The organism is Aneurinibacillus danicus (assembly GCF_007991215.1).
GTDB lineage: Bacteria > Bacillota > Bacilli > Aneurinibacillales > Aneurinibacillaceae > Aneurinibacillus > Aneurinibacillus danicus.
Genome location: NZ_BJXX01000013.1, coordinates 103,717 through 127,488, shown reverse-complemented (window position 1 = coordinate 127,488; position 23,772 = coordinate 103,717). Strand labels below are relative to the sequence as shown.

The 23,772-nt window shown below is 48.1% G+C and carries 28 protein-coding genes; 23 read left to right on the top strand and 5 right to left on the bottom strand.

Features of this window, described 5'->3' with window-relative positions; genetic code table 11:
- Positions 1 to 90: 90 nt before the first annotated feature.
- From nusB to spo0A, 13 genes are all read left to right on the top strand, one after another.
- Positions 91 to 525, top strand: coding sequence for a transcription antitermination factor NusB (gene nusB / locus ADA01nite_RS01460; protein WP_146808115.1), 435 nt, complete (start codon positions 91 to 93; stop codon positions 523 to 525).
- A 3-nt stretch (positions 526 to 528) separates the two neighbouring features.
- The gene (locus tag ADA01nite_RS01455) at positions 529 to 1,503 is read left to right on the top strand and encodes a tRNA (adenosine(37)-N6)-threonylcarbamoyltransferase complex transferase subunit TsaD (protein WP_146808114.1); all 975 of its coding nucleotides are present in this window, start codon (positions 529 to 531) and stop codon (positions 1,501 to 1,503) included.
- Between the two features lie 118 nt (positions 1,504 to 1,621).
- Positions 1,622 to 2,488: a bifunctional methylenetetrahydrofolate dehydrogenase/methenyltetrahydrofolate cyclohydrolase FolD gene (gene folD, locus ADA01nite_RS01450; protein ID WP_146808113.1), complete on the top strand. Its 867-nt coding sequence runs from the start codon at positions 1,622 to 1,624 to the stop codon at positions 2,486 to 2,488.
- A 21-nt stretch (positions 2,489 to 2,509) separates the two neighbouring features.
- Complete coding sequence (gene xseA / locus ADA01nite_RS01445; RefSeq protein ID WP_146808112.1) at positions 2,510 to 3,877, top strand: exodeoxyribonuclease VII large subunit; 1,368 nt, start codon at positions 2,510 to 2,512, stop codon at positions 3,875 to 3,877.
- A complete protein-coding gene (gene xseB, locus ADA01nite_RS01440) occupies positions 3,870 to 4,115 on the top strand; it encodes an exodeoxyribonuclease VII small subunit (protein WP_146808111.1) in 246 nt (81 codons plus the stop codon). Before xseA ends, xseB begins: the two co-directional genes overlap by 8 nt.
- Positions 4,112 to 5,008 carry a polyprenyl synthetase family protein gene (locus tag ADA01nite_RS01435; protein ID WP_246147178.1) on the top strand — a complete coding sequence of 299 codons (897 nt, stop codon included), beginning with the start codon at positions 4,112 to 4,114 and terminating at the stop codon, positions 5,006 to 5,008. The genes xseB and ADA01nite_RS01435 overlap by 4 nt, the downstream gene beginning before the upstream one ends.
- A gap of 130 nt (positions 5,009 to 5,138) precedes the next feature.
- On the top strand, positions 5,139 to 7,064 hold the full coding sequence (gene dxs, locus ADA01nite_RS01430; RefSeq protein WP_146808110.1) for a 1-deoxy-D-xylulose-5-phosphate synthase: 1,926 nt from the start codon (positions 5,139 to 5,141) through the stop codon (positions 7,062 to 7,064).
- A gap of 3 nt (positions 7,065 to 7,067) precedes the next feature.
- A complete protein-coding gene (locus tag ADA01nite_RS01425; protein WP_146808109.1) occupies positions 7,068 to 7,886 on the top strand; it encodes a TlyA family RNA methyltransferase in 819 nt (272 codons plus the stop codon).
- Between the two features lie 129 nt (positions 7,887 to 8,015).
- Positions 8,016 to 8,873: an NAD(+)/NADH kinase gene (locus tag ADA01nite_RS01420; protein WP_146808108.1), complete on the top strand. Its 858-nt coding sequence runs from the start codon at positions 8,016 to 8,018 to the stop codon at positions 8,871 to 8,873.
- 36 nt (positions 8,874 to 8,909) lie between these two features.
- On the top strand, positions 8,910 to 9,359 hold the full coding sequence (gene ahrC / locus ADA01nite_RS01415; RefSeq protein ID WP_146808107.1) for a transcriptional regulator AhrC/ArgR: 450 nt from the start codon (positions 8,910 to 8,912) through the stop codon (positions 9,357 to 9,359).
- 20 nt (positions 9,360 to 9,379) lie between these two features.
- A complete protein-coding gene (gene recN / locus ADA01nite_RS01410) occupies positions 9,380 to 11,101 on the top strand; it encodes a DNA repair protein RecN (RefSeq protein ID WP_146808106.1) in 1,722 nt (573 codons plus the stop codon).
- 119 nt (positions 11,102 to 11,220) lie between these two features.
- A complete protein-coding gene (gene spoIVB / locus ADA01nite_RS01405; RefSeq protein WP_146808105.1) occupies positions 11,221 to 12,546 on the top strand; it encodes a SpoIVB peptidase in 1,326 nt (441 codons plus the stop codon).
- A gap of 244 nt (positions 12,547 to 12,790) precedes the next feature.
- Positions 12,791 to 13,570, top strand: coding sequence for a sporulation transcription factor Spo0A (gene spo0A, locus ADA01nite_RS01400; protein WP_146808104.1), 780 nt, complete (start codon positions 12,791 to 12,793; stop codon positions 13,568 to 13,570).
- Between the two features lie 344 nt (positions 13,571 to 13,914).
- Here the strand turns inward: spo0A and ADA01nite_RS01395 are convergent, their stop codons facing one another.
- Positions 13,915 to 14,109 (bottom strand): aspartyl-phosphate phosphatase Spo0E family protein, encoded by a 195-nt coding sequence (locus ADA01nite_RS01395; protein WP_146808103.1) that lies wholly within the window; start codon positions 14,107 to 14,109, stop codon positions 13,915 to 13,917.
- A gap of 255 nt (positions 14,110 to 14,364) precedes the next feature.
- Between ADA01nite_RS01395 and fabI the strand changes: the two genes are divergently transcribed.
- Complete coding sequence (gene fabI / locus ADA01nite_RS01390; protein WP_146808102.1) at positions 14,365 to 15,135, top strand: enoyl-ACP reductase FabI; 771 nt, start codon at positions 14,365 to 14,367, stop codon at positions 15,133 to 15,135.
- A gap of 129 nt (positions 15,136 to 15,264) precedes the next feature.
- On the top strand, positions 15,265 to 16,101 hold the full coding sequence (locus tag ADA01nite_RS01385; protein WP_146808101.1) for a PHP domain-containing protein: 837 nt from the start codon (positions 15,265 to 15,267) through the stop codon (positions 16,099 to 16,101).
- A gap of 116 nt (positions 16,102 to 16,217) precedes the next feature.
- On the opposite strand, the gene ADA01nite_RS01380 is transcribed toward ADA01nite_RS01385, so the two are convergent.
- Complete coding sequence (locus ADA01nite_RS01380; RefSeq protein ID WP_146808100.1) at positions 16,218 to 16,664, bottom strand: GNAT family N-acetyltransferase; 447 nt, start codon at positions 16,662 to 16,664, stop codon at positions 16,218 to 16,220.
- A 109-nt stretch (positions 16,665 to 16,773) separates the two neighbouring features.
- Between ADA01nite_RS01380 and ADA01nite_RS21855 the strand changes: the two genes are divergently transcribed.
- From ADA01nite_RS21855 to ADA01nite_RS01365, 5 genes are all read left to right on the top strand, one after another.
- The gene (locus ADA01nite_RS21855; RefSeq protein ID WP_170230067.1) at positions 16,774 to 16,950 is read left to right on the top strand and encodes a hypothetical protein; all 177 of its coding nucleotides are present in this window, start codon (positions 16,774 to 16,776) and stop codon (positions 16,948 to 16,950) included.
- 438 nt (positions 16,951 to 17,388) lie between these two features.
- Entirely contained in the window at positions 17,389 to 17,943 is a 555-nt protein-coding gene (locus ADA01nite_RS01375; RefSeq protein ID WP_146808099.1) for a phosphatidylglycerophosphatase A family protein, read from the top strand.
- 130 nt (positions 17,944 to 18,073) lie between these two features.
- Positions 18,074 to 18,292, top strand: coding sequence for a GGIII-like transmembrane region-containing protein (locus ADA01nite_RS22985; protein ID WP_371863522.1), 219 nt, complete (start codon positions 18,074 to 18,076; stop codon positions 18,290 to 18,292).
- 125 nt (positions 18,293 to 18,417) lie between these two features.
- On the top strand, positions 18,418 to 19,041 hold the full coding sequence (locus ADA01nite_RS01370) for a stalk domain-containing protein (protein WP_146808098.1): 624 nt from the start codon (positions 18,418 to 18,420) through the stop codon (positions 19,039 to 19,041).
- A gap of 115 nt (positions 19,042 to 19,156) precedes the next feature.
- On the top strand, positions 19,157 to 19,537 hold the full coding sequence (locus tag ADA01nite_RS01365) for a DUF4912 domain-containing protein (RefSeq protein WP_146808097.1): 381 nt from the start codon (positions 19,157 to 19,159) through the stop codon (positions 19,535 to 19,537).
- Between the two features lie 336 nt (positions 19,538 to 19,873).
- Here the strand turns inward: ADA01nite_RS01365 and ADA01nite_RS01360 are convergent, their stop codons facing one another.
- Positions 19,874 to 20,353 carry a DUF1885 family protein gene (locus ADA01nite_RS01360; RefSeq protein ID WP_146808096.1) on the bottom strand — a complete coding sequence of 160 codons (480 nt, stop codon included), beginning with the start codon at positions 20,351 to 20,353 and terminating at the stop codon, positions 19,874 to 19,876.
- A gap of 209 nt (positions 20,354 to 20,562) precedes the next feature.
- On the opposite strand from ADA01nite_RS01360, the gene ADA01nite_RS01355 reads away from it, so the two are divergent.
- A complete protein-coding gene (locus ADA01nite_RS01355) occupies positions 20,563 to 21,084 on the top strand; it encodes a MarR family winged helix-turn-helix transcriptional regulator (protein ID WP_146808095.1) in 522 nt (173 codons plus the stop codon).
- A 246-nt stretch (positions 21,085 to 21,330) separates the two neighbouring features.
- Here the strand turns inward: ADA01nite_RS01355 and ADA01nite_RS01350 are convergent, their stop codons facing one another.
- Positions 21,331 to 22,305, bottom strand: coding sequence for a 4Fe-4S binding protein (locus ADA01nite_RS01350; RefSeq protein ID WP_146808094.1), 975 nt, complete (start codon positions 22,303 to 22,305; stop codon positions 21,331 to 21,333).
- Positions 22,306 to 22,604: 299 nt separating this feature from the next.
- Between ADA01nite_RS01350 and ADA01nite_RS01345 the strand changes: the two genes are divergently transcribed.
- Both ADA01nite_RS01345 and ADA01nite_RS01340 read left to right on the top strand, forming a co-directional pair.
- Positions 22,605 to 22,898, top strand: coding sequence for a DUF3055 domain-containing protein (locus tag ADA01nite_RS01345; protein ID WP_146808093.1), 294 nt, complete (start codon positions 22,605 to 22,607; stop codon positions 22,896 to 22,898).
- A 248-nt stretch (positions 22,899 to 23,146) separates the two neighbouring features.
- Positions 23,147 to 23,263, top strand: a complete 117-nt coding sequence (locus ADA01nite_RS01340; RefSeq protein ID WP_146808092.1) for a GapA-binding peptide SR1P — start codon at positions 23,147 to 23,149, stop codon at positions 23,261 to 23,263.
- Positions 23,264 to 23,349: 86 nt separating this feature from the next.
- On the opposite strand, the gene ADA01nite_RS01335 is transcribed toward ADA01nite_RS01340, so the two are convergent.
- Positions 23,350 to 23,769: a hypothetical protein gene (locus tag ADA01nite_RS01335; RefSeq protein ID WP_146808091.1), complete on the bottom strand. Its 420-nt coding sequence runs from the start codon at positions 23,767 to 23,769 to the stop codon at positions 23,350 to 23,352.
- Positions 23,770 to 23,772: the final 3 nt, after the last annotated feature.

Genomic DNA, 23,772 nt, shown 5'->3' with positions numbered 1-23,772 from the left:
AAGGGAGTTAGGATTTGATAAACTCAAAGAATGGTTATTTTTTGCGCAGGTAAAGCTAGTAAATATGGAATAAATAAAAGGTGGTAACACATGAACCGACATCAATCCCGCGAAAAAGCGATACAAGTATTGTTTTCAATCGATATGACACAAGCCGAGCCGAAAGACGTGCTTGCCAATTTGCTCGAAGAAGAGGATGAGCAGCCGGCAGCAGAAGCGCAGAACACCGAGTTCTTAAATGAGCTGGTGGAAGGCACGGTAAAGCACCAGGCGGATATCGACCGGACGATTAGCCGGTATTTGCGCGGATGGACCATGGGACGCCTTGCAAATGTAGATCGCGCCATTCTACGCCTCGCTGGATATGAGATGATGTATCGTGATGACATTCCGGTAAAGGTTACATTGAATGAAGCGATTGAGCTGGCTAAAGTTTATGGAACGGACGATTCACCGAAATTCATCAATGGCGTACTGTCGAGTTTGGTGAAAGACCTGGAAAAAAACGAGCAAAAAGGGCTGTAGACGATGGATGTAGTGCTTGGCATTGATACGAGCAATTACCGGACATCGCTCTGCCTAATCGACATGGACGGCCAAATTGTTGCCGAAGAGAAAGAGCTTTTATCCGTAGAAGCCGGAGAGCGGGGACTGCAGCAGTCCACCGCCCTCTTTCAGCATGTGAAGCGTCTTCCGGAGCTGGCTAGAAGGATGTCAGGAGAAGGCCGGTACATCAAGGCGATTGCGGTGAGCTGTTCGCCGCGTCCGGTAGAAGGCAGTTATATGCCCGTATTTCTGGCGGGACAGATGGCGGCGGAGATGATGGCGCACTTTTTCCACGTGCCGATTTACTATACGTCTCACCAGGAAGGGCACATTGCAGCGGGAGAGTACACGCTGCCTACGCCGCTTGCAGTGGAGAAGTTTCTCGCCGTGCATCTGTCCGGCGGCACCAGCGAGGTGCTTGATTGCACGAAACAGGCAGGCGGATACCGAATCGAATGCATCGGCGGTACAAAGGATTTGCATGCGGGACAGCTCATTGACCGGGTGGGTGTGGCGCTTGGACTCCCGTTTCCTGCAGGTCCGTATCTGGAAGAACTGGCGAAGCAGGCAGGAGCAGATGACTTTGCCGTGCCTTCCTCTGTAACCCAGTATACATTCAGTTTTTCCGGTCCTGAAACGGCGCTGATGCGCGCAATCGAGCAGAATGTACCGGCACCGCAGGTTGCGCGGGCGGCGGAAAAGTGCGTAGCAGCCACGCTGGAGAAGGTGCTGCGCACGGCAGTCGAAGACGGCTACCCCAAGGATATTCTTATCGTGGGCGGCGTATCGGCCAATGCCTATATTCGGAACAGGCTATTGAAGCGACTAACGCACCGGGCGGTAGGCGCACGTCTATATTTTGCTGATCCGGCCTATGCGGGAGATAATGCGTTCGGTGTGGCGCGAATTGGATTGCTCAAACACTTTTTTAATAACAAAGGCGAACATTTTATTTGATTTACCAAATATATTTCGTAATTTATCTTTGCAATCTCCCGTCCGATTCGCTACACTGAAAAGGAAGATGAAAGCTTGAACTTTCTCGATATTTCACCTGGACGGGAGGAATTAAATTATGTCAGCACATATTATTGTCGGCGCAGAAGTGGCGGCCGAAATTCGGGCCGCGCTGAAAGAGGAAGTGGCACAACTGAAAGAACAGGGAATTCACCCGGGGCTTGCGGTTATTCTCATTGGGGATGATCCGGCTTCCCATTCGTATGTAAAGGGGAAGGAAAAAGCGTGCCATGAAATCGGCATTTACTCTGAGGTCATTCGGCGCGACGCTTCCATCACGCAGGAAGAGTTGCTGGCTATGGTAGAAGAATACAACCAAAACCCGAACATTCATGGGATTCTGGTCCAACTTCCGCTTCCGAAACATATCTCGGAGAAAGCAGTGATCGATGCGATTAGCCCGGAAAAGGATGTGGACGGTTTTACACCGATTAATGTAGGCAACATGCTGATTGGAAGCGATTGCTATCTTCCCTGCACGCCACATGGCATCATTGAACTCATCAAGCGCTCCGGTCAATCGATCGAAGGCAAGCATGCGGTTGTAATCGGACGCAGCAATATTGTAGGAAAGCCTGTTGCTATGTTATTATTGCAGGAAAATGCGACCGTAACGATTGCCCACTCCCGGACGAAAGATCTTGCATCCATTACGCGCCAGGCCGATATTCTGGTGGTAGCCGTGGGCCGTGCAGAGATGATCAGAGCCGAGCATGTGAAGAGTGGTGCGGTCGTTATCGATGTCGGCGTAAACCGCAACGCGGAAGGCAAGCTGGTCGGTGATGTTCATTTTGATTCCGTAAAAGAGGTAGCGAGCTATTTGACTCCGGTACCGCGCGGCGTAGGGCCGATGACGATTACCATGCTGATGAAGAATACGGTGGAGGCGGCGAAGAAATTATCGCGTGTCGCACAAAAGCAGTAGAACGCAGGAAGGAAGAGAGTTGTGCAGGATACCCGGCAAATTTTTTCGGTAAAAGACCTTACGCGCTATATTAAAGATACATTTGATTTTGACGAGTTGCTACAGAATGTGTGGGTGCGGGGCGAGTTGTCCAACTTCGTGCATCACTCCCGCGGGCATATGTATTTTACCGTCAAGGATGAAGAGTCCAAAATCAAAGGTGTAATGTTTGCCGGGTATAACCGGTATCTCAAATTTATCCCCAAAAACGGAACCCGGGTACTTATCCGCGGTTCTGTTTCTGTGTATGAGCGAGACGGTCAGTATCAGCTGTATGCAAAAGAGATGCAGCCGGATGGTATTGGTAGCCTTTATATGGCGTTCGAGCAATTAAAAGAAAAGCTGGAGAGCGAAGGACTGTTCGACGAGCGGCATAAAAAGCCGATTCCGCTCTACCCGTCCAGAGTGGGCGTTATTACTTCGCCTACCGGTGCGGCGGTGCGGGATATCATTACGACGATCCGCCGCCGTTATCCGGCGGCAAATGTGTTGTTATATCCGGTGGCGGTGCAGGGGGAGCATGCCGCACCGTCGATTTGCCGCGCGATTGAGGAGATGAACAGGCGGCAGGATGTCGATGTGCTGATTGTAGGGCGGGGCGGTGGCTCGATTGAAGAGTTGTGGGCATTTAACGAAGAAGCGGTGGCCCGCAGTATTTTCCGCTCACAAATTCCCGTCATTTCGGCGGTAGGGCATGAAACGGATTTTACGATTGCCGATTTTGTAGCGGATATGCGTGCTGCCACCCCGACGGCTGCGGCAGAAATCGCCGTACCGCACATGCAGGTGCTGCGCCGTCGGATTGAGGAGTTGACCGGACGCCTGGGAACCTCGCTGCGATATCAGGTAAAGCGGCTTCGAGAACGGTTCACGCGTATACAGCGTTCTTATGTACTGCGCCAGCCGGAACGGTATGTGATGCAGTATGAGCAGGAATTAGACCGCCTGCAGCAACGGCTTGGGCGTGCCGCCAGGCAGTATCGTATACAGAAACAGGCTCAGTGGAAAGAAATGCACCGGCATTTACTGCAATACAGCCCTGCGGTAACGACGAGGCTTGAGCGGGAACGTTTGGACGACCGGCAGAAGCGTCTTATACGGGCAATGCAGATGCTGATAAGAGAGAAGGATCAACAGCTAAACCGCCAGTTGGATAAACTGGATGCGCTCAGCCCGCTGAAAGTCATGCGACGGGGGTACTCGCTTGTATTTCAGGAAGCAGAGGGAGCGGAGCGGCTGGTAACGTCAGTAGAGCAGACGTCCGTGGGCGAACAGGTTGCAGTCCGATTGGTTGACGGGACGCTCACATGTCGGGTAGAGGAGATGAAAAAGGGGGAGAACCATGGCTAAGAAAAAAGCCGAAGTGCCATTTGAAGAAGCGATGAAACAATTGGAAGAAGTAGTGCAGCAGCTCGAAGCGGGAGATGTGCCGCTGGAAAAGGCAATTGCTCTGTTCCAGGAAGGCATGGAGCTATCTAAGTTGTGCAGTCGGAAGTTGAACGATGTCGAGCAAAAAATTGAAATGCTGCTGGATCAGGAAGGCGAGCAGGTTACCGTCCCTTTTCAGTTGGAGGGGGATGACGAGTGAGCAGTGTACAGTTAAAAGACTATATTCAAGAAAAAGCGGACCTGATTGCTGAGCGGCTGGCAAGGTATATGGATACGGACGGGATTCCGGAAACGCTCCGCCAGGCGATGAGGTATTCGCTCCTCGCCGGGGGAAAGAGGCTGCGCCCTGTTTTAGTGCTGGCGACACTTGAAGCGTTCGGTAACCCGATCGCAACAGGCGTCCCCGTGGGTTGCGCGGTAGAGATGATCCATACCTATTCGCTTATTCACGATGATTTACCGGCCATGGATAACGACGACTTCCGTCGCGGAAAGCCGACAAATCACAAAGTATACGGAGAAGCAATGGCGATTCTGGCCGGAGATGCGCTGCTGACCCAAGCTTTCGAGACGGTGTGTGAAGCGGAAGCAGCCGGTGCGCCTGCCGTCAGCGTGCTGAAAATTGTGCGGGAGCTTGCATCCTACGCCGGTGCCCGAGGCATGGTCGGGGGCCAGTGTGCCGATATGGAAGGAGAAAATACACAGCTCACGCTAGCGCAGCTGAAGTATATCCACCAGCATAAAACGGCCGACCTACTCGTATTTTGCGTACGTGCGGGTGCGATTCTCGCCAATGCGGATGAACGGCAGCTTGCTCTGTTGACCCGTTACGCCAACAACATCGGCCTTGCATTCCAGATACAGGACGACATTTTGGATGTAACCGGCGACTTTGCTAAAATCGGCAAGCCGGTAGGCAGCGACGAGCAGCGGCATAAGTCTACGTATCCTTCCCTTATTGGCATGGAGGAGTCGCGTGAATTGCTTCACCAATTGGTGGCTGAGGCCAACCAGGCGCTCACAGAAGCCGAGCTTGTGAATGACAGCATCCTTCGTGCCCTCGCAGCATTCATTATTGAGCGCGATTACTAACTCAATATAATCTAAGATAAACACCTTTTCTGTGTCGAAGAAAAGGTGTTTATCTTTACATTGGTGTTTCTTGTTAGTTTATGATACCATGTTGTTGATTTACTCGTATGAATATAGGTATGATACATTCATGGAGAAATTAGAACGAAATGCTGAAAGTGAGGAGTTTTCTTTGTTATCTGATATTAACTCCCCTCAAGACTTGAAAAAATTAAACATAGCACAGCTCGATAAACTAGCAGAAGAAATTCGTGAGTTCCTCATTAAAAACCTTTCGGTAACGGGCGGACACCTGGCGCCGAATCTTGGTGTAGTGGAATTAACGCTTGCGCTTCATTATATTTTTAACAGTCCCAAGGACAAATTTATCTGGGATGTCGGACATCAAGCATACGTACATAAAATGCTGACCGGCCGGATGGATCGCTTCCATACGCTGCGTCAATATAAAGGGTTATGCGGATATCCGAAATGCAGCGAAAGCGAGCATGATGTATGGGAAACCGGACACAGCAGTACCTCTTTGTCTGCGGCAATGGGCATGGCAATCGCCCGCGACTTAAAGCGGGAACGTTACAAAGTGCTTGCTATCATCGGTGACGGTGCACTGACCGGAGGAATGGCGTTTGAAGCGCTGAACCACATGGGGCATGAAAAACGTGATGTGACCGTGATATTGAATGATAACGAAATGTCGATCGCACCCAATGTCGGGGCACTGCACAACTATCTTGGCAAGTTGCGCACGAACGACGGCTATAAACGTGTCAAGGAAGAAGTAGAGCATCTGCTCAAGAGAGTACCGGCCGTGGGAGGTACGATGGCCAAGCTGGCGGAGCGCTTGAAGGATGGGCTGAAGTACCTTATGGTATCCGGCATATTATTCGAAGAGCTGGGCTTTACGTATCTCGGACCTGTGGACGGCCATGACCTGCCGACGCTCATGGAAGCACTGCGCCAGGCCGCTTATACAAAGGGGCCTGTGCTTGTTCATGTGATTACGAAAAAAGGAAAAGGATACGCGCCTGCGGAAAGCGAGTCGCAAGTGTTCCATGGCGTGGGAACTTATAAGATCGAGAGCGGTGAAGTCCTGAAGAGCGAAGGGCCGCCGAGCTATACAAGCATTTTTGCCCGGACGATTGAAAAAGTTGCGGAAACTGATCCGCGTATCGTCGCCATTACGGCCGCGATGCCGAGCGGAACGGGCCTGGAGGGGTTCGCTAAAAAGTATCCGGAACGGTTCTTTGATGTCGGGATTGCCGAGCAGCATGCTACTACGATGGCAGCCGGTATCGCCACGCAGGGGCTAAAGCCCGTGTTCGCCGTCTACTCCACATTTCTGCAGCGCGGTTACGATCAGCTCGTGCATGATGTATGCCGTCAGAATCTAAATGTCACGTTCGCGATTGATCGCGCAGGCCTTGTCGGTGCAGACGGCGAAACGCATCAGGGGGTATTCGATATTGCCTATATGCGCAGCTTACCTAATATGACGATTATGATGCCGAAAGACGAAAACGAGCTGCAGCATATGCTGTATACGGCGCTTATGTATAACGATGGCCCGATTGCCGTCCGCTATCCGCGCGGTAACGGTGAAGGTGTCATACTGGATACGGAATTCAAACAGCTTCCGATCGGTAAATCTGAAATCTTGCGTCCGGGTGCGCACGTTGCGATTGTCGCATTCGGGAACATGGTCTCTACCGCCCAGAAAGCGGCGGACATGCTGGCAGGAGAGGGCATCAATCCAATGATAATTAATGCGCGCTTTGCCAAACCGCTTGATAAAGAGATGCTCTTTATGCTGGCACGGGACGGTTATACAGTGATTACGCTCGAAGAAGGTGCGGTGCAAGGCGGATTCGGAAGCGCCGTGTTAGAGTGCTATGCGCAGGCGGGCTATCATGACGTGATCGTTGAATTGATGGGGATTCCGGATTACTATGTCGAGCACGGCAGTGTGAAAGAACAGCGTGCTGAAGTGGGGTTGACTCCAGAGAATGTTGCGCAAAAAGTTCGTTCTCTATGGCCGGCGAGGAGGCAGCGGGCATAGACGATGAGCAAAAAAGAGAGAATTGATGTGCGCCTGGTGCAGGAAGGATATTTTCCGAGCCGGGAAAAAGCAAGGGCTGCCATTATGGCAGGCCTTGTCTTTGTCGGACAGGAACGCTGCGACAAGGCGGGAATGAAAGTAGAGACGAATAAGCCGATTACGGTAAAAGGACAGGTCCATCCGTATGTGAGCCGCGGCGGCTTAAAGCTTGAAAAAGCGATTCAAACGTTCGGGATTGATTTAACGGATGCGGTCGTCATGGATATCGGAGCCTCTACCGGCGGCTTTACGGATTGTGCCCTGCAGCACGGCGCCCGCCTCGTGTATGCAATCGATGTCGGCTATGGCCAACTGGATTGGTCGCTTAGACAGAATGACAGGGTTGTCGTTATGGAGAGGACCAATTTTCGTTACCTGAAAGCGGAAGAGTGGGAAGGCGATCCGATTCAGTTTGCCACGATCGACGTGTCCTTCATTTCGCTGCGATTGATACTGCCTGTGCTCAAAGAGTTCATGGAGCCGGGAGGAGGCGTGCTGGCGCTGGTGAAACCGCAGTTTGAAGCAGGCCGCGAACAGGTAGGCAAGCACGGCGTGGTACGCGACGCTGAAGTGCATAAAGAGGTGCTGCGCACGATGCTGCGTTTCAGTGAAGAACTGGGCTTTCGGGTGCAGGGACTGTCGTTTTCACCGATTACGGGAGGAGAAGGAAATATTGAGTTTTTGCTTCACCTGGAGTGGAACGGAGTGCCGAATGGGCAAGAGGTACAGGATTATGAGGCGGACATTGACCGAATTGTTCAGGAAGCGCACGCCACGTTTTAAAGAAATATGCAGAAGCAGGGATCTGACAGAGACTTCCTGCTTTTTTTGTATTTTTATGCATGAAACCAGGAAAGCATGTATAATAAGAGAGACAGGCAAGCATCACCCTAGCTAATCGAGGTGTTAGTTGTGACGGCGATAGGCATTGTAGCGAATAAACAAAAAACAAATGCATGGCCCGTGGCTGAAGAGTTGGTTCGTCTGCTCGAAGCGAAGCGCGCAGATGTATACATAGACCATGTAGTAGCGTCGCATATTGATCGAGAAGATTTGGCCCTGCCCATTGATAAGTTTCATGAAGTCGTGGACATTATTTTCGTGTTGGGAGGGGATGGGACGCTGATTGGCCTTGCGCGGGAAATCGCTCCGTATTCGATTCCGATTCTCGGCATCAATTTAGGGAATCTCGGTTTTCTTTCCGAATCGGAACCGGCTGATTTGCCGCATGCAGTGGACCGTATCTTAAGCGGGGATTATTGCGTAGAAGATCGGATGATGCTTCATACGGAAGTGATTCGTAACGGGCAGCGCGTTCATGAAGCGGTAGCGCTGAATGACGTCGGAATCGCCAAGGGAAGTTTCGGCCGGATGATTAAGTGCAGCGTTTATGTGGATGATTTATTTGCGGGTACATATAACGGTGACGGCCTTATTATTTCTACGCCTACCGGTTCAACCGCATATTCCTTGTCGGCGGGAGGCCCGATTGTCGTTCCGTATATTAATGCTATCCTGCTGACACCCGTAGCGCCCCATTCCTTGACGGCGCGTCCGCTCGTGCTGCCCGATGACGAAGAAATTCATGTCAAAGTATACGCTACGCACAATGATTTGGGTTTAACAATTGATGGCCAGCTGGGTTACCCATTGGAGATTGACGACGAAATTGTTATCCGGCGTTCACCTTATATTACATCGCTCATCAAGTGGAAGGAACGCAGCTTTTTCGAAGTGGTGCGTAAAAAGCTACAGGGAGAGAGTGAATAGATGGAAGAAAATGAAAGCGTTTCTGGAGGAAAGAACATGAATAAAGGACAGCGACATATCAAAATTCGGGAGATCATTGCCCGCAATGACGTAGAAACTCAGGACGAGCTGGTGGATTTGCTGCGTGAAGCGGGCTTTAACGTAACGCAGGCAACCGTTTCACGGGACATTAAAGAGCTGCACCTTGTTAAAGTTCCGACTAATGACGGACGGTATAAGTATTCCTTGCCTGCCGATCAGCGCTTCAATCCCCAGCATAAGCTGAAGCGGACGCTGATTGACAGCTTCGTAAGCATTGATCGTGCGGATAATTTGCTGGTGATGAAGACAATGCCTGGGAATGCGCATGCGATCGGAGCATTGATTGACAATCTGGAATGGCCTGAGATTTTAGGAACCATTTGTGGTGACGATACGATCCTGATCATTTGCCGCAGTCAAGACTACGCCGCCGAGATGTCGCAGCGGTTTATCGACATGTTATAAGCAGATACGGGGGACTTACTATGTTGCTCGAGTTAACGATTCGCAATTTTGCCGTGATTAAAGAGGTCTCCGTTTCGTTTGGACGGGGCCTTACCATTTTAACGGGAGAAACCGGTGCAGGAAAATCGATTCTTATCGATGCAATCAGTCTGCTGCTTGGCGGGCGCGGATCTGCGGATTATGTACGGTACGGATGCAAAAAGGCGGAAATCGAAGGGCTGTTCGAATTCGAAGCGGGAGCACCTGCACTGTCCATGCTCGAAGAGATGGGTATCGAAGTAGAGGAAAACACCGTTATCATCCGCCGGGAACTGGCGAGCACGGGCAAAACCGTCTGCCGGATTAACGGGCAGATGGTAACGCTGGGGATGCTGAGAGAAGTGGCACCGTGGTTGATTAACATTCACGGACAGCATGAGCACCAATCGCTTATGCAGGGAGACAGGCATATGGAATGGTTGGATTCGTTCGGCGATGAAAAGGTGGCGCCTGCTTTCCGTGAATTTTCTAAGCTGTATGCGAAGTACAGACAGATTGCTTCGGAGTTGGAATATATATCGACCAATGAGCGGGAAATGGTGCAGCGTATGGATATGCTTAAGTTTCAGCTGCAGGAAATTGTCGAGGCCGACTTAAAACCATTGGAAGACGAAGAGTTAATAAAGGAACGAAAACGGCTGTCAGGCGGTGAGAAACTGGTACACAGTCTGGAAGATGCCTATCGTTCGTTGGTCGGTGATCAGCGAGGCATTGATTGGGTTAGTAACGCGGTGAGTCATCTGGAGACTGTACTTGAATATGACGAGGAACTGAAAGAAACACACCAGATGGTGGAAAGCGCGTTTTACCAATTGGAAGAAGCGGCCCGTCTGGTACGTGCCTATCGCGATACGATCGAGTTCGATCCGGAACGACTTATGCAGATTGAAAGCCGCCTGGATGAAATTAACCGCCTGAAGCGTAAGTATGGGCTTTCCGTTGATGAAATTCTTGAATACGCGGCATCCATTGAGGATGAACTTGACAGCATGGAGAACAGGGAGTCGCGTATCGCAGAACTTCAGAAGAGGCTGCGGGAGGTGGCGCTTGATCTGGCGGTGGATGCCGCGGAACTGTCGCAAATCCGCAAGCAAATCGCCGTTGCATTGGCCGCAGCCATCGAACAGGAACTGAAAGAGCTGAACATGGGACGCGCCCGATTTGAAATCGCGGTCCATCAACAGGAAGATGAGCGAGGCTTAGAAGTGAACGGAACGAAGCTGCGTGTAACGGCCAAGGGGATTGATACGGTCGAATTCCTTATTGCGCCCAATCCGGGTGAGCCGTTACGTCCGGTCAGTAAGATTGCGTCCGGCGGAGAGTTGTCGCGGATTATGCTGGCGATGAAGACCATTCTGGCTGATGCGGAAAATATTGATACGATGATTTTCGATGAAGTGGATACAGGTGTTAGCGGCCGGGCCGCTCAGGCGATCGCAGAGAAGCTGGTGCGCGTCTCCCGTAGGCGCCAGGTATTATCGATTACGCACCTGCCGCAAGTCGCAAGCATGGCCGATACACACCTAAGAATCGAAAAGCACATGAACGATAACGAGACGGAGACGAAGGTCACCGCGCTCTCATACGAGGAAAGGGTTGTTGAGCTGGCCCGTATGCTTGGCGGGGCCCAGGTGACAGAGACCACGAAAAACAACGCCAGGGAGATGCTCGCCCAGGCAGAAGAGCTGAAGGCCAGGAAGTAAGGATAAACAGGAAGAGATTGTTTCGGTTTAAGGGTTATAAATGTAAGCCACTCCGGCAACATTATTATTACAGATACATGGAGGTGTAGGTAGGGAACGTGTAGGAGCGTGATGACCCGTTGAACACCCGAAACAAAAAGAAAACGATCATTGGCTGTATTGTAATTGTACTCGCTCTTCTCACTTTCTCTTCGCCCCCTTTTCAACAATTTGCTTCTTTTCCAGAAAAAATCCGCATGTTCCAGGGCTCGCTCGCTCAACTTTCCCTTACCATGCCTGTGACGGGAACCATCGCGTCCACGGACCCTGACATTGTGCATGTCAGCGCGGACAAGGCATCCAGACAGGTGGATTTGCGCAAGCCGCTTACCATCCAGCCCGGTAAGCCCGGCGGAGCGAAGCTAACGCTGAAACTTGGAAACATTCCGGTTAAGACGGTAGATGTAGAAGTACTGCCGGAGCTGAAAGTCATACCCGGTGGACAATCCATCGGTGTCCAACTGCATACGGTGGGGGTGCTTGTCGTCGGACATCATCTTGTTGAAAGCCAGGGCAAGAAATACTCGCCCGGCGAAACCGCCGACATTAAAGTAGGAGACATGATTACCGGTATTGATGGCGTCGACATCCGCAGTATGGATGAAGTGGGAAAGATAGTGGACCAGGCGGGAAAGCAAGGAAAAGCAGTAAAGCTTACGATTCTGCGCGATAAGCAAAAACATATCGTCGATCTTAAACCTGCTCTTGACGATAAAGACAAAAAATACCGGATGGGACTTTATATTCGGGATTCAGCCGCAGGCGTCGGTACGCTGACGTTTTATGACCCGAAAAGCGAGAGATATGGAGCGCTTGGTCATGTTATTTCCGATATAGATACCGGCAAGCCGATTGCGGTCGGCGAAGGCCATGTCGTGCAGTCGAGTGTTACATCAATTGAGCCGGGAAAAAGCGGTGCACCAGGTGAGAAATACGCCACGCTCCGCAATGAACGCGTTAAACTGGGCACGATTGAAAAGAACACGCCGTTTGGAATCTTTGGAAAGATGAACAAACTGCCGGAGCAGGCGGTGGAAACAAAGCCGATTCCCATCGCTTTAGGTGAGCAGGTCAAACCCGGTCCGGCTGAGATTTATACGGTAGTAGACGATCAAAAAGTGGAGAAGTTCAAGATTGAAATTGTCAATGTGGTTCCGCAGAAATATCCGGCGACTAAAGGGCTGATTCTTAAGGTCACCGACCCGGTATTGCTGAAAAAAACCGGGGGAATCGTTCAGGGAATGAGCGGGAGTCCGATTGTTCAGGACGGCAAGCTGGTAGGTGCGGTAACCCACGTATTCGTTAACGACCCGACCAGCGGATACGGCACGTATATTGAGTGGATGCTGCAGGATGCGGGCATTGACATTCATAAGCAAACAGACAAAAAACGCAGGGCAAGCTAACCCCCTGCGTTTTTTTGTCATTTTATCGGTCTGTTTCGTCGAAATGGCGAGAGATTGGTCGAAAAGTAATCGCGCATATTTTGCAGGAGATGATACGGTAACGTCGAATTACAAAACGTGGACGTATCCATACCTGATACTTACACTTAACAGGTAATTTCACCTATATATGGAGTAAGAGGATTTACTTTCGTATAACACGAAAATATAATATAAGCAGTAGCGCAAAAGGGGCGAGACCATTTTGAAAAATATTCGAGTTATTCTTGCGGATGATAATCGGGAATTTACGGAATTGCTTGAGGAGTATCTAAACGATCAGAATGACATTGAAGTGGTGGGTGTCGCATTTAACGGAAATGACGTGTTGAACCTGTTGAGCCATACGCTGCCGGATGTATTGATTCTTGACATTGTAATGCCGCATTTGGATGGGTTGGCAGTACTCGAGCAGATTCGCGGTATGAAACTGCCGGTTATGCCTAAGATTATTATGCTAACAGCGTTCGGACAGGAAGAGATCACGAAGAAGGCTGTAGAGCTTGGTGCATCCTATTACATTTTGAAACCATTTGACATGGAAGTTCTGGCGAACCGTCTGCGTCAGGTCGCGGGGTTAGCTCCAACCGTTCATCATAACCTGCGTCCGCCTTCCCTGCCCCCGAAAGGCAAGAATCTGGATCAAAACATTACGAACATTATTCATGAGATTGGTGTGCCTGCACACATTAAAGGGTATCTGTATCTGCGCGAGGCCATTACGATGGTATATAACGACATGGAGCTCCTTGGCTCCATTACAAAGATTCTCTATCCGGAAATCGCCAAGAAGTTCAATACGACGGCCAGTCGGGTCGAGCGGGCGATTCGGCATGCGATTGAAGTGGCTTGGAGTCGGGGAAATATGGACTCTATCGGCAAGCTATTCGGTTATACGGTCAGCAACAGCAAAGCCAAGCCGACCAATTCGGAATTCATCGCCATGGTGGCGGACAGGCTGCGGATTGAGCATCATGTAAGTTAATTCTGATACAAACGTGTATGAACGTCTCTTATTCCTTGGCTGTACCTGAAGTCTGGCGAATAAGGGGCGTTTGTTTTTATGTTCTTCGATACGCAGAAAAAAACGGGGAGAGAGTGTTTCCTGAATGGTGTAGTTGCAAGCGGCAGGAAACACGCTCTTCCCCGCATTGAAATCGCTTGGAGAACATGATATTTTTATATTGTTGTTTTAAAGAATTGGAAAGCATAGAGGGGTGAATAGCAATGCGTATGCGAAAAGCGTATATGGTCATTTCCATTATCATCGCCATTTCCCTCGTATTATCCATGGTATTGCCGTTCCTGCAGTAGGATGGGGCCTTCCCTTCAATAGGAACGGAAAACCCGTTGATGCAGGTTCAGCTTGGCGTCAAGCTGCTGGCTAATCTCCACCACATCGGGGTGGGAGAAGTTTTTCTTTTCTCTGGCGAGTTTATACATATTTTCACGCAGCAGGGCAATTTCCTTCTGCAGTGCTTCTAATTGGCTGGTCAGCTTTGAGTCGTTGTGCTCTATACACATGGGTACTATTCTCTGCCCCTCCTTCGCCATGGTAACATTTTAAGAAGATTGAATCACTACTATCTGCTTACCATATATAGGGCTGAATAAAACAAAATATATAACATATTTCTTATTAATTTTTAGTGTATTGTTTTTTGCAATGAATTATGCCGTGATACATAAATTTTTCCTCGTTATAAAGCATGGTGAAGTCTTCATTATATATTTGCAGGCTCAATATAAATCATTGTAACAGTAGGAGGAAATAAGCCGATGGATATACTGAAAGGTAAAAATATTCTGATTATGGGTGTGGCTAATAAGCGAAGCATTGCCTGGGGAATTGCGCAATCGCTCCGTGAAGCTGGTGCCAATCTGATATTCACCTATCAAGGAGAACGGTTGAAATCCGGCGTGGAGGAACTGGCTTCTTCACTTGGCCAAGAACGCACGATTCTTGTCCCGTGCGATGTAACCAACGATGAAGATATCAAGCAAGCGTTTACTGTAATTAAGCAGGAAGTAGGCGTACTCCATGGTGTGGCACACTGCATCGCGTATGCAAAGTCGGAAGACTTAGAAGATGAGTTTGTTTCCACATCACGTGATGGCTTTGCGCTTGCGCACGATATTAGTGCATATTCGCTGGTTGCAGTCACCAATGTAGCCCGCAAATTAATGACAGAAGGCGGCAGCATTGTAACACTAACATATCTCGGAGGAGAACGCGTGATTCCGAATTATAATGTCATGGGCGTGGCAAAAGCCGCTCTGGAAATGAGCGTGCGTTATCTTGCATCCGATCTTGGACAGAATAACATTCGAGTCAACGCAATCTCTGCCGGTCCAATTCGTACGCTTGCAGCCAAAGGCATCCGAAATTTCAACGATTTAACAAAAGGCGTACCTGAGAAAGCGCCGCTTCGCCGGATGGTCGACCAACGGGAAGTAGGGGATGCGGCGCTCTTCTTGTTTAGTCATCTGTCGCGCGGCATTACCGGTGAAGTGATTCACGTGGATGCCGGATATAATATAATGGGGTAGTAAGCCTCATAATACGTAGCAGGCGTACTGTAGAGATTGAACAAAGGTTGTAGAACGAGGTAAGAAGACGGGATGCTCCGGCATACCGTCTTTTCACGTTCGATTCCAATACAAACAGGGGTGACAGTAATGGAAAAAGCAGATCTTCATTCACATACAACAGCGTCGGACGGCACGTTTACCGTCCGGCAGTTAATCGAGCGGGCCAAAGCAAAAGGACTGGCCGCACTTGGAATTACAGACCACGATACGGTAGCGGCGCTGGCAGAAGCGCTTGAAGAAGGAAAGCGCCAGCATATCGAAATCGTGCCGGGCGTGGAGATTAGTTCGGTGCACGAAGGCAAAGATGTACATGTGCTCGGATATTATATTGACATTCAGGATCAGGTGTTTCTTGAGCGGTTGGAAGAGTTGCGTGAAGTACGCGGCCGACGGAACAAAATGATAATTGCCAGATTGAACGAGCTCGGTATTGACATTACCTTAGAAGAAGTGGAAGAAAGAAAAAAAGAAAAAGCCGGCAATATCGGCCGACCGCATATGGCGGAATTGCTCATGGAAAAAGGCGTCGTCTCCTCCATGAAAGAGGCATTCGATAAATATCTGGGATCTACGGGAGCAGCCTACGTAAATCCGCCGCGCATTTCACCCCAGGAAGCAATTGATATCATTCAGGCGGCAGGCGGTGTGGCTGTGCTGGCCCATCCTGGATTATACAAAAATCCTAAATTGGTGAAAAGCTTAATTGAACACGGCTTGCAGGGCATCGAAGTGTATCATCCTGACAATGACGAAGATGACATGCGGCTGTACGGTGCACTAGCAGATGAGCATAACCTGGTAAAAACAGCGGGTTCAGATTTCCACGGCACGCGGAATGATGAAATTTTTCACGCCGACCTGGGCGCCCGCACGATCACAATGGACACGGTGTGCCGCCTTCGCGAACTGAGTAAGAAAGCATAATCCTTCTTGAACTATAAGAGAGAGACGGAAAAGGGAAGGAGTGAGCATAATGATGAAGCCTTTTCTTTTCAACCCAGCGAAAACAAGCGAATCATTAGCTCCTCCCTTTTCCTCTCTTATATTGTTTTTATCATGGCTATGTGCTCGATGTTGGCGTCTATGAATGTGTCGCCGTGCGGTTTGTAGCCGAGCCGTTCGTAAAAAGGCTGGGCCTGTAGTTGTGCATTCAGCTTTAGTGTGCCATAGCCGTTCTCTTTCGCTTCGGCTTCCAGCTTCTCCATCAGCAGACGTCCCAGGCCGTGGCCTCGGCACGAAGACAGTACGGCTACTCGTTCGATTTTTCCTATACCGGGTTTGTATTCACGCAGCCGACCGGCGCCTACCGCTTCTCCCTGTTCATTGGTGGCAAGTATGTGGATCGTAGAGGCATCTAAAGAGTCATGCTCGTCCACTTCCAGCTCTTCCGGCACGTTTTGTTCCTCAATAAAGACGCGGCGCCGGACGTTAAGCGCCCCCTCTTTCTCCGCTTCATTATGTACTCGTTTTACTTTATAGATAGGCATGTGTTTCAACTCCTGTTTCCATGGTTGATTTTTGTAGGATGTCCCCCGGTATATTTCTCATGGTACGGGTAAAACTTATAGCTAATCAAAGCATAAGGAGGGACTTAATGTGGCTATTTTTTATATTGTTATTCTATCTTTGCTTTCTCTTCTCCTGCTCTTTGGGGCAAGTTATCTGGTGGCAGTGATTTTAAACCGATTCAGCTCGGGTACGGAATGGAGTCCGAATCAGGAGTTGGCTCCAGCCGGAAAAGAGCCGGAATATGACCCCGAAGATCGGCCGTAGGGCCGATTTTTTTAATGTATAGGAAAGTATATTTCACTTTATCACTGTAAAGCGAAATATACTTTCCTTCCATTCGTAAACAAGGAAAAACTCGCGAGGCGTGTGCCGACCGTTGCTTTTTCCGTGTGGAGCGTGTGGCCTGAAGGGAGGGAAAGACCGGCAATTGTCTCCCTCTTCGAGGTACCCGGATGTTTTGCCGGTCCGACCGAAGGGCCACAAAGCGGCCGCTTGTCTTCTGTGTGGAAAAAGGACGAGCGGCAATGCCCGCGAGTTTTTTTTAACAATAAATGTTCACAAATCATATACATAATTATAGTTCATTTCTTCGGTGCTGTTGCACCGGATGATAATTTTACCATTATTGGAGATGAGTTGTGATATGATGAACTATATCTGATTCTTTTGTAGTGTTATCGGTTGGGGAAGGAGATAGTAAAGATGAAAAGACAAGTACACAGCAGAGAAGTAAAAAATGCAGCACTGCAGCGTCTTGCCGATAGGGGAGTCACCATCGAAGATATTGCGGATGTGGTATATTTGATGCAGGCGCCTTATAATGTAGGGCTAAAAATGTCCTCTTGCATTGAAAGCGTTCACGCCGTATTAGAAAAAAGGGAGATTCAACATGCGATTCTTGTCGGCACGGAGCTCGACATTCTTGCTGAGAAAGGAATGCTGACAGAGCCGTTGCAATCGATTATTGAGAGCGATGAAGGGTTATTCGGATGCGATGAAACGCTTGCACTTGGTTCCGTATTTGGTTATGGAAGCATTGCGGTAACGACATTTGGCCATCTGGATAAGCAGAAAATCGGTATTATTAAGCGTTTAGATACAAAGCGCGGCAACGGAATTCACACATTTCTCGACGATTTGGTGGCCAGTATTGCGGCGTCCGCATCCAGCCGGATGGCGCATCGTCTGCGCGATGAGGAAGAAGCGGAGCGCGATCGGCAAATGAGCGCCCAACAGAACAGTGAACAGGCAGGATAAGCCCCTGCTTTCTATTTAAAGAGATACTATGTGAAACTACACGTAACAAGTTCCGGAACATTCCGGAGCTTGTTTTTTTGTGCCGAAGAAATTTTTCGGGCGCCGCTTATATTGACCGACCAAGCCCACGGTGCATATAAGGGAAAAGTGGATCGGTTATCCAGCTAAACGCCAATTTGAATCCCGGCAATTTTCCAAATCGCAGAAAGCCATCAGTGAAGGGAAAAACAGAATTGATTGGAACGACTATTCTGTATATTTCGTGATTGGTGGGTCCGTCCTTCTGCTGTTCATTCTTCTGCTGGTTTTACTAGTAATGAGAAGGAGAAGCGAGAAAGCGGACAAATGAAGACATCGCAGAACCTCAGCGTAAAAGTAAGGAGGAGATATAAAAAACAATGATGGAGGAAAAACAAATTGTCCTGCAGCGCGTATAAGTAATAGTAGGCGAAGAATCGGAAAAGAGGTAGACGAATGAAGCGGAAAGTACTAATCCTGCTTACATCCCTGTTACTTTCCGGGGTAGCCATGGCATCCGGCGATGTCTACCGCGGAAAATACCCCGTAGCATCTGTCGAATTCAACGGCAATCCGCTGCAGGATATCAAGCCTCCTCCTCTTGTCATGGATGGTGCCACTGTTGTCCCGTTGCGTGCGATGGCAGAACGTCTGGGAGCATTTGTTGTCCGGGATGAAGAGACTGGAAAAACGAAGGTTACGAAGCCTAATATCAATATGATTGTCGCGGCTGCGGTTGAAGAGACGAACAAGAATAATTATCAGATCGTTTCTCCTTTTATGGTTGTGGATAAAGGCAGCAAAGTTTCGTTTGATGTTTTTGTTGATGTGGATAATGCTCCGAAAGCCGACTCCCTCGTGTTTAAAATTGTGATCCGCAACCCTTTTGGTACCGAAGAGTATGTAAGCTATCCTCAAAGTTATTCCACCGCTCGAAATGGCACAGCTTTTCTATACACGCATAATGTGAAGGGAATGCAGTTTAAAGAGGCGGGCGATTACAAAGTCCAGATGATTATGAAACAGGGAAGTGGCGGGGACTATCAAGTTGTGGGAGAGAACGCCATTCATTCCCGGTAGCACCTTTGCCATCCTCTATTCATATTCCTGCAAAAAGATGATATAATGGGGATATACTACAGGGTGTCGGTAGAAACCGCATACATTTTATTAAAGAAAGGAACGAGAGCAGCGGATGAAAGCAAAGCCTAAGAGGCGTACCTCGAAGACTGACGTAGAGGGACCGAATATACGTGTCGCATGGAATGATACACAGTCGCTCACAGCGTCCTGGGAGATTGATAATCATCACAAGGAGGCTATCGAGCAGCGGTTTGCAATTCCGGTTTCAGAATTGCCGTTTGTAATCCGGTTGTATGATGTAACAGACCGGATGATTAAGAATGATGGCCTTGATACGTATGTCGACTTTGACATCAATTTTCAGGCAGCAAATTGGCTTTTGTATGGAATTGAAAGTACCCGACAGTATTGTGTAGAATTAGGGGTGCGCATGATAGACGGTCGGTATTATTCGCTGAAACGATCCGATCGGATCCTTCCCTATGCGGGATAGGGGGAAGAAGGGCAGAGAAATCTGCTCTTTTTCTGTGAAAATCATGAGAAAAGAAGGAAGGGGAAGAGGAAATGAGATCCGGGGAAGAAAAAGGCGTTCGCCTTTTTCACCATTGAAATCCTCACCTCCTTCTTTCCTCTCTTTTTCTTCGTACCGCAAAAGTCAGCCGTCCCTACCCTCATTTTCATGCCGGGGTTGTGGCTGAGATGCCATGGTGGTTTTTTGTGAAAATCGTGAGGAAAGAAGGAGAGGGAAGAAAAGGGCCTTTGCCTTTTTCCACATTGAAATCATCCCCCCGTTCTTCTCCCTCCTTTTCTTTAATATGTAGGCGGATGTTTATTTTCGTGGGTTATAGTACATGACGCGTCCGTTAAAAAGGTGCAGCTCGGCTTTGTATTGTTTGGCTAAATATTTACAAAATTCATTGGCCTTGCCTTTATCGCCGTGTGTTGATTCAGGAGTCAGTGTAACCTGAATGTAATTTTCCTCTTCGATTGTTGTTACGGTTTGAGTCTGGCCCTCGTTCTCCGGGTCCGGTTGTTTCGTCTGCTTCTCTACTTGACGTGTGCCAACTCCCACCAGAATGTAACGATACAGCTTCTCGTCGGTTCCTTTAAGATAAAACCATTGTCCCTTTGCTTCCGGCTTTTCTTCAATCGTGTACGGAAAAGCGGAGTGGCGATAATCCCAGTCCAGCTGTTGACCGGTTTTGGCGGTCATTTCTGTATAGCGTTTGAACTGCTGTTTAACTTCGTCCAATGTAACCTGTTTTGTAGTTGACCCTTCAACAAATTTTATGTAGGCACTTCTACTCACTTCTATTCACTCCTACCCCGGATTCTAAAGACACTTACCTTTGAGTTTAGCATCGCATCCGGCCTTTGGCAACCGCCAAACCATGTGGATTTTCTGGCATTCTCCATAAAGATTGTGTTGACTAAATTTTTAGAAAAATATACTATTGTATAGTAGATAAAATAAATTTTGTTAAATTCGTTTCACGGAGGGGGAAGGAGAGACTGATTATGGACCTTCAGAATCAATCACAAACTTTACACGAGGTTCTTAATACCTTACGCGCCATTGCTGTCGTCAACAAAGAAGACTGGGAGACGGCCGCACGAAAGCTGGAACTGGATTCAGCGGTTCAGCTGAATATTTTATGGATCGTGTATTGCTATGAAGGAGTGCGTGTCACCCAGATTGCAGAATGGACGTTCTGGCACCCATCTTCTGTTGTTATTCATGTGAAGAAAATGATGGAGAAGAGGCTTGTCACGATCGAAAAAAGTGACAAAGACGGTCGGGTAGTAAATGTATACCTAACCGATAAAGGAAGAAACATTATTGAAGAAAGCAAAGTACAGGCACCTGATGTATTTCGCATCACGCGAGCGCTCGAGAGCTTAGAGGTGCGCTACGGTCGCAATGTGTCCGCACTCTTTTTCGAATGTTTGGACTTTTTGGCAGAAGAGCTGCACGGACCTGATAAAATTCACTGGCTTCGCGAGAGTGAGAATAAGGCAGAACGTGTAGCTACGATATGAATGACGTAAGAAAAGCGAAAAGGAGCGGGGATGTGAACCTTTTCGCTTTTATGCGTTAATCCGCGAAACTCCTCCTCAGGGCAGGAGTCTTCTTTTTGGTATAAGTATATTGTAAAGCGAGATATACTTACCTTCTATTGGAATCGAGCAAAAACGTGCGAGGCGTGTGCCGGCCGTTGCTTTTTCCGTGTGGAGCGTGTAGCCCGAAGGGAGGGAAAGACCGGCAACGCCCGCGCGTTTTTCTTATCATTTCTTTATTGGAAAGATGCTGATTTCGCGCTCAATTTTTTTGCCTTCCTCATTTGTGATGATAATCATAATCGCAGTGTTTTTGCCGATGCTGCCCTGGTCGATCCGGAAGAGCAGGGTTTCACTAGCTACAGAATTCGGCTCCGCTTTTACCCGGGATGGAAGTATGACGTCCCAGCTTTCTGGAACATTTTGATACGTAAGTGTAAAGGTGGCCGGTTTATCCTTAAGATTTTCTATCTGGAGGTTGTACGTGTAAATAATGCGGTTCTCGGCTGGTACACCTTGGAGGTTTTTGCCGATGCTGACCGCAAATCCCGTGTTGGTGAAGATAGAGAACAATAAGATTGAAGTCATGACGGTCATCAACAGCGTAAGTACAAGACCTGCGCCGCGGAACATATTTTTAATGCCGCCGGTGCGGGAGTTCTTGTCGGACAGAATCATTTGCAGCATGCCATATGGGCATGCGCTGCGACAGAAGCTATGACGCAGTCTGTTAATCATGACAAAGAAGAAAACGGTGGCCAGAATGTAAGCCCAAAACGACCAGGCGCCCGTATCAAACGTAATAATTTCTTCGAACAAGTCCTTTGGACTATAGAAATATGCAATCATGCTAAAGCCGATGAGCGGAGCAAAAATAAGCGATAAGCCAATGTCGATGGCATTGCGCAGACCGGCGTTATTGCGCAGCGTCTTGGAGTTTGTAATCTTGGTCAGATATACGGAAAAGGTGTTATGCGGACACATCCACCCGCAGAACTGGCGGCCGAACCACTGAGAAATAGAGACGAAAGTGAAAACAAGCACAAGGACGGTCAACAGCAAAATATATCCGTCATTAAACGAGAAGCTTTTAGTCAAAACATAAAAATGAAGATGAACTAAATCAATCCGGAAAATGTCGAGCAACGGTACGATAAAAAACAGAATAAGAATTGTCGCTTGCAATAGCATTCGCTTACTCATGGACTACACTCCTTTGGGGTTCTCTTCCTAAATTCTCTATAAAGTAAGTGATTACACTGAAATTGTCGCACAGGGGATCTCAGAAGTGAAGTGAATAATTTGTGATTTTTGACCCCTAAAAAAACTGTATTTTAGCGGTATTTCTTCATTATTTTAAACAAAAAACAGGGGAATTTCCCTATAGACAAAACCATGTGTCTCATTTCCTATTTCTTCAAAATGGAATTGTCAGTTCAAATTTTTATGATACAATAAAATAGACAGTAAATTCACGCAAATACAAAGGAGGTTTCTAAAATATGTTCGAGCGCCTTTATGAGACGTCAGAGACGACAAAAGTGAACTTTGTCGGCTTTGCATCTGAGAAAGCCCGCTATGATTTCGGGCTCGTTTACACGAATCAATTTTTTGGAAAGCCTCTGGTGATTTGCATGCAAACAGGGCGATCTTCTTTGCTCTGTGCCGAAGATGCGCAAAACATTGAGGTTCTGAAGCAGAAATTCGCCATTGCTGATGACGAGGAAGCGCATGAGCTTTCCTTGTTCCTGCAAGGTCATCTTCCACATACTGACCATGCATTAACGCAATATTAGTATTTGATTGTCCGGTGGAATGTACACCTCATTATGCAATAAAAACGCATACCCAGACCTTCGGGAGATTCTCCTGAAGGTCTTTTTGATGGGATGAAAGAAATAGTCGTGAAAAAGGGCGAAAATTTTTAGAAAAACCTGTTGACGCAATTAGTATGACATATTATATTAATGACATAACATATTAAAAGCATATTTGATTTATATACATCATTAATTGTTTGAATATATGAACGGAGGATGATAATATGGGTACTATCGTATGTCAACATTGTGAAGAAATTATTGAGCACTATGAGCATGAGAAAGTGGAAGTCCTGTATGCATCTTGCAGCGACTGTCCCACCTGCAAAGAAAGTAAATAATTGACACACACCGCACACCAAAAAAGGGTCTGACCCGAAAGTTCTTTTTTACTTTTAGGCCAGCCCCTTTTAACGTAAAGATGATCTTAAAACATGTTACGCTCGTACAAGTCAGAAACAGTGCGCCATTTGCTATTAATGAAAGCTTGAGAAAGATTGAAGCTTTGACTTATGCCTCGTCCTTCAATAGACATATACGCATCCTTCTTGGAACGCTGCCGAAGACGTTCCATTGTTTGTTGGTACGCTTTTTTATCCAACAAACCTAACTCCCCGGCTCTTTCTTCTACCTGAACAAACAGTTCGCTAGTTCCGTTTGAACGCTTCCAGTTTGCATCTGCTTCAGATGCTTGTTTAACGTTATCTGGATTTATGGGTTCTTTGGCATTTAACATTGCATCCTTAAAATCTTGATATTTTCCCTTATATCCATAGAAAGCGCGAAGAAAAAAGTAACCAGATCTCATTTCTAAATCGGAACGACCATTTAGGTATCCTGTACCCATTTT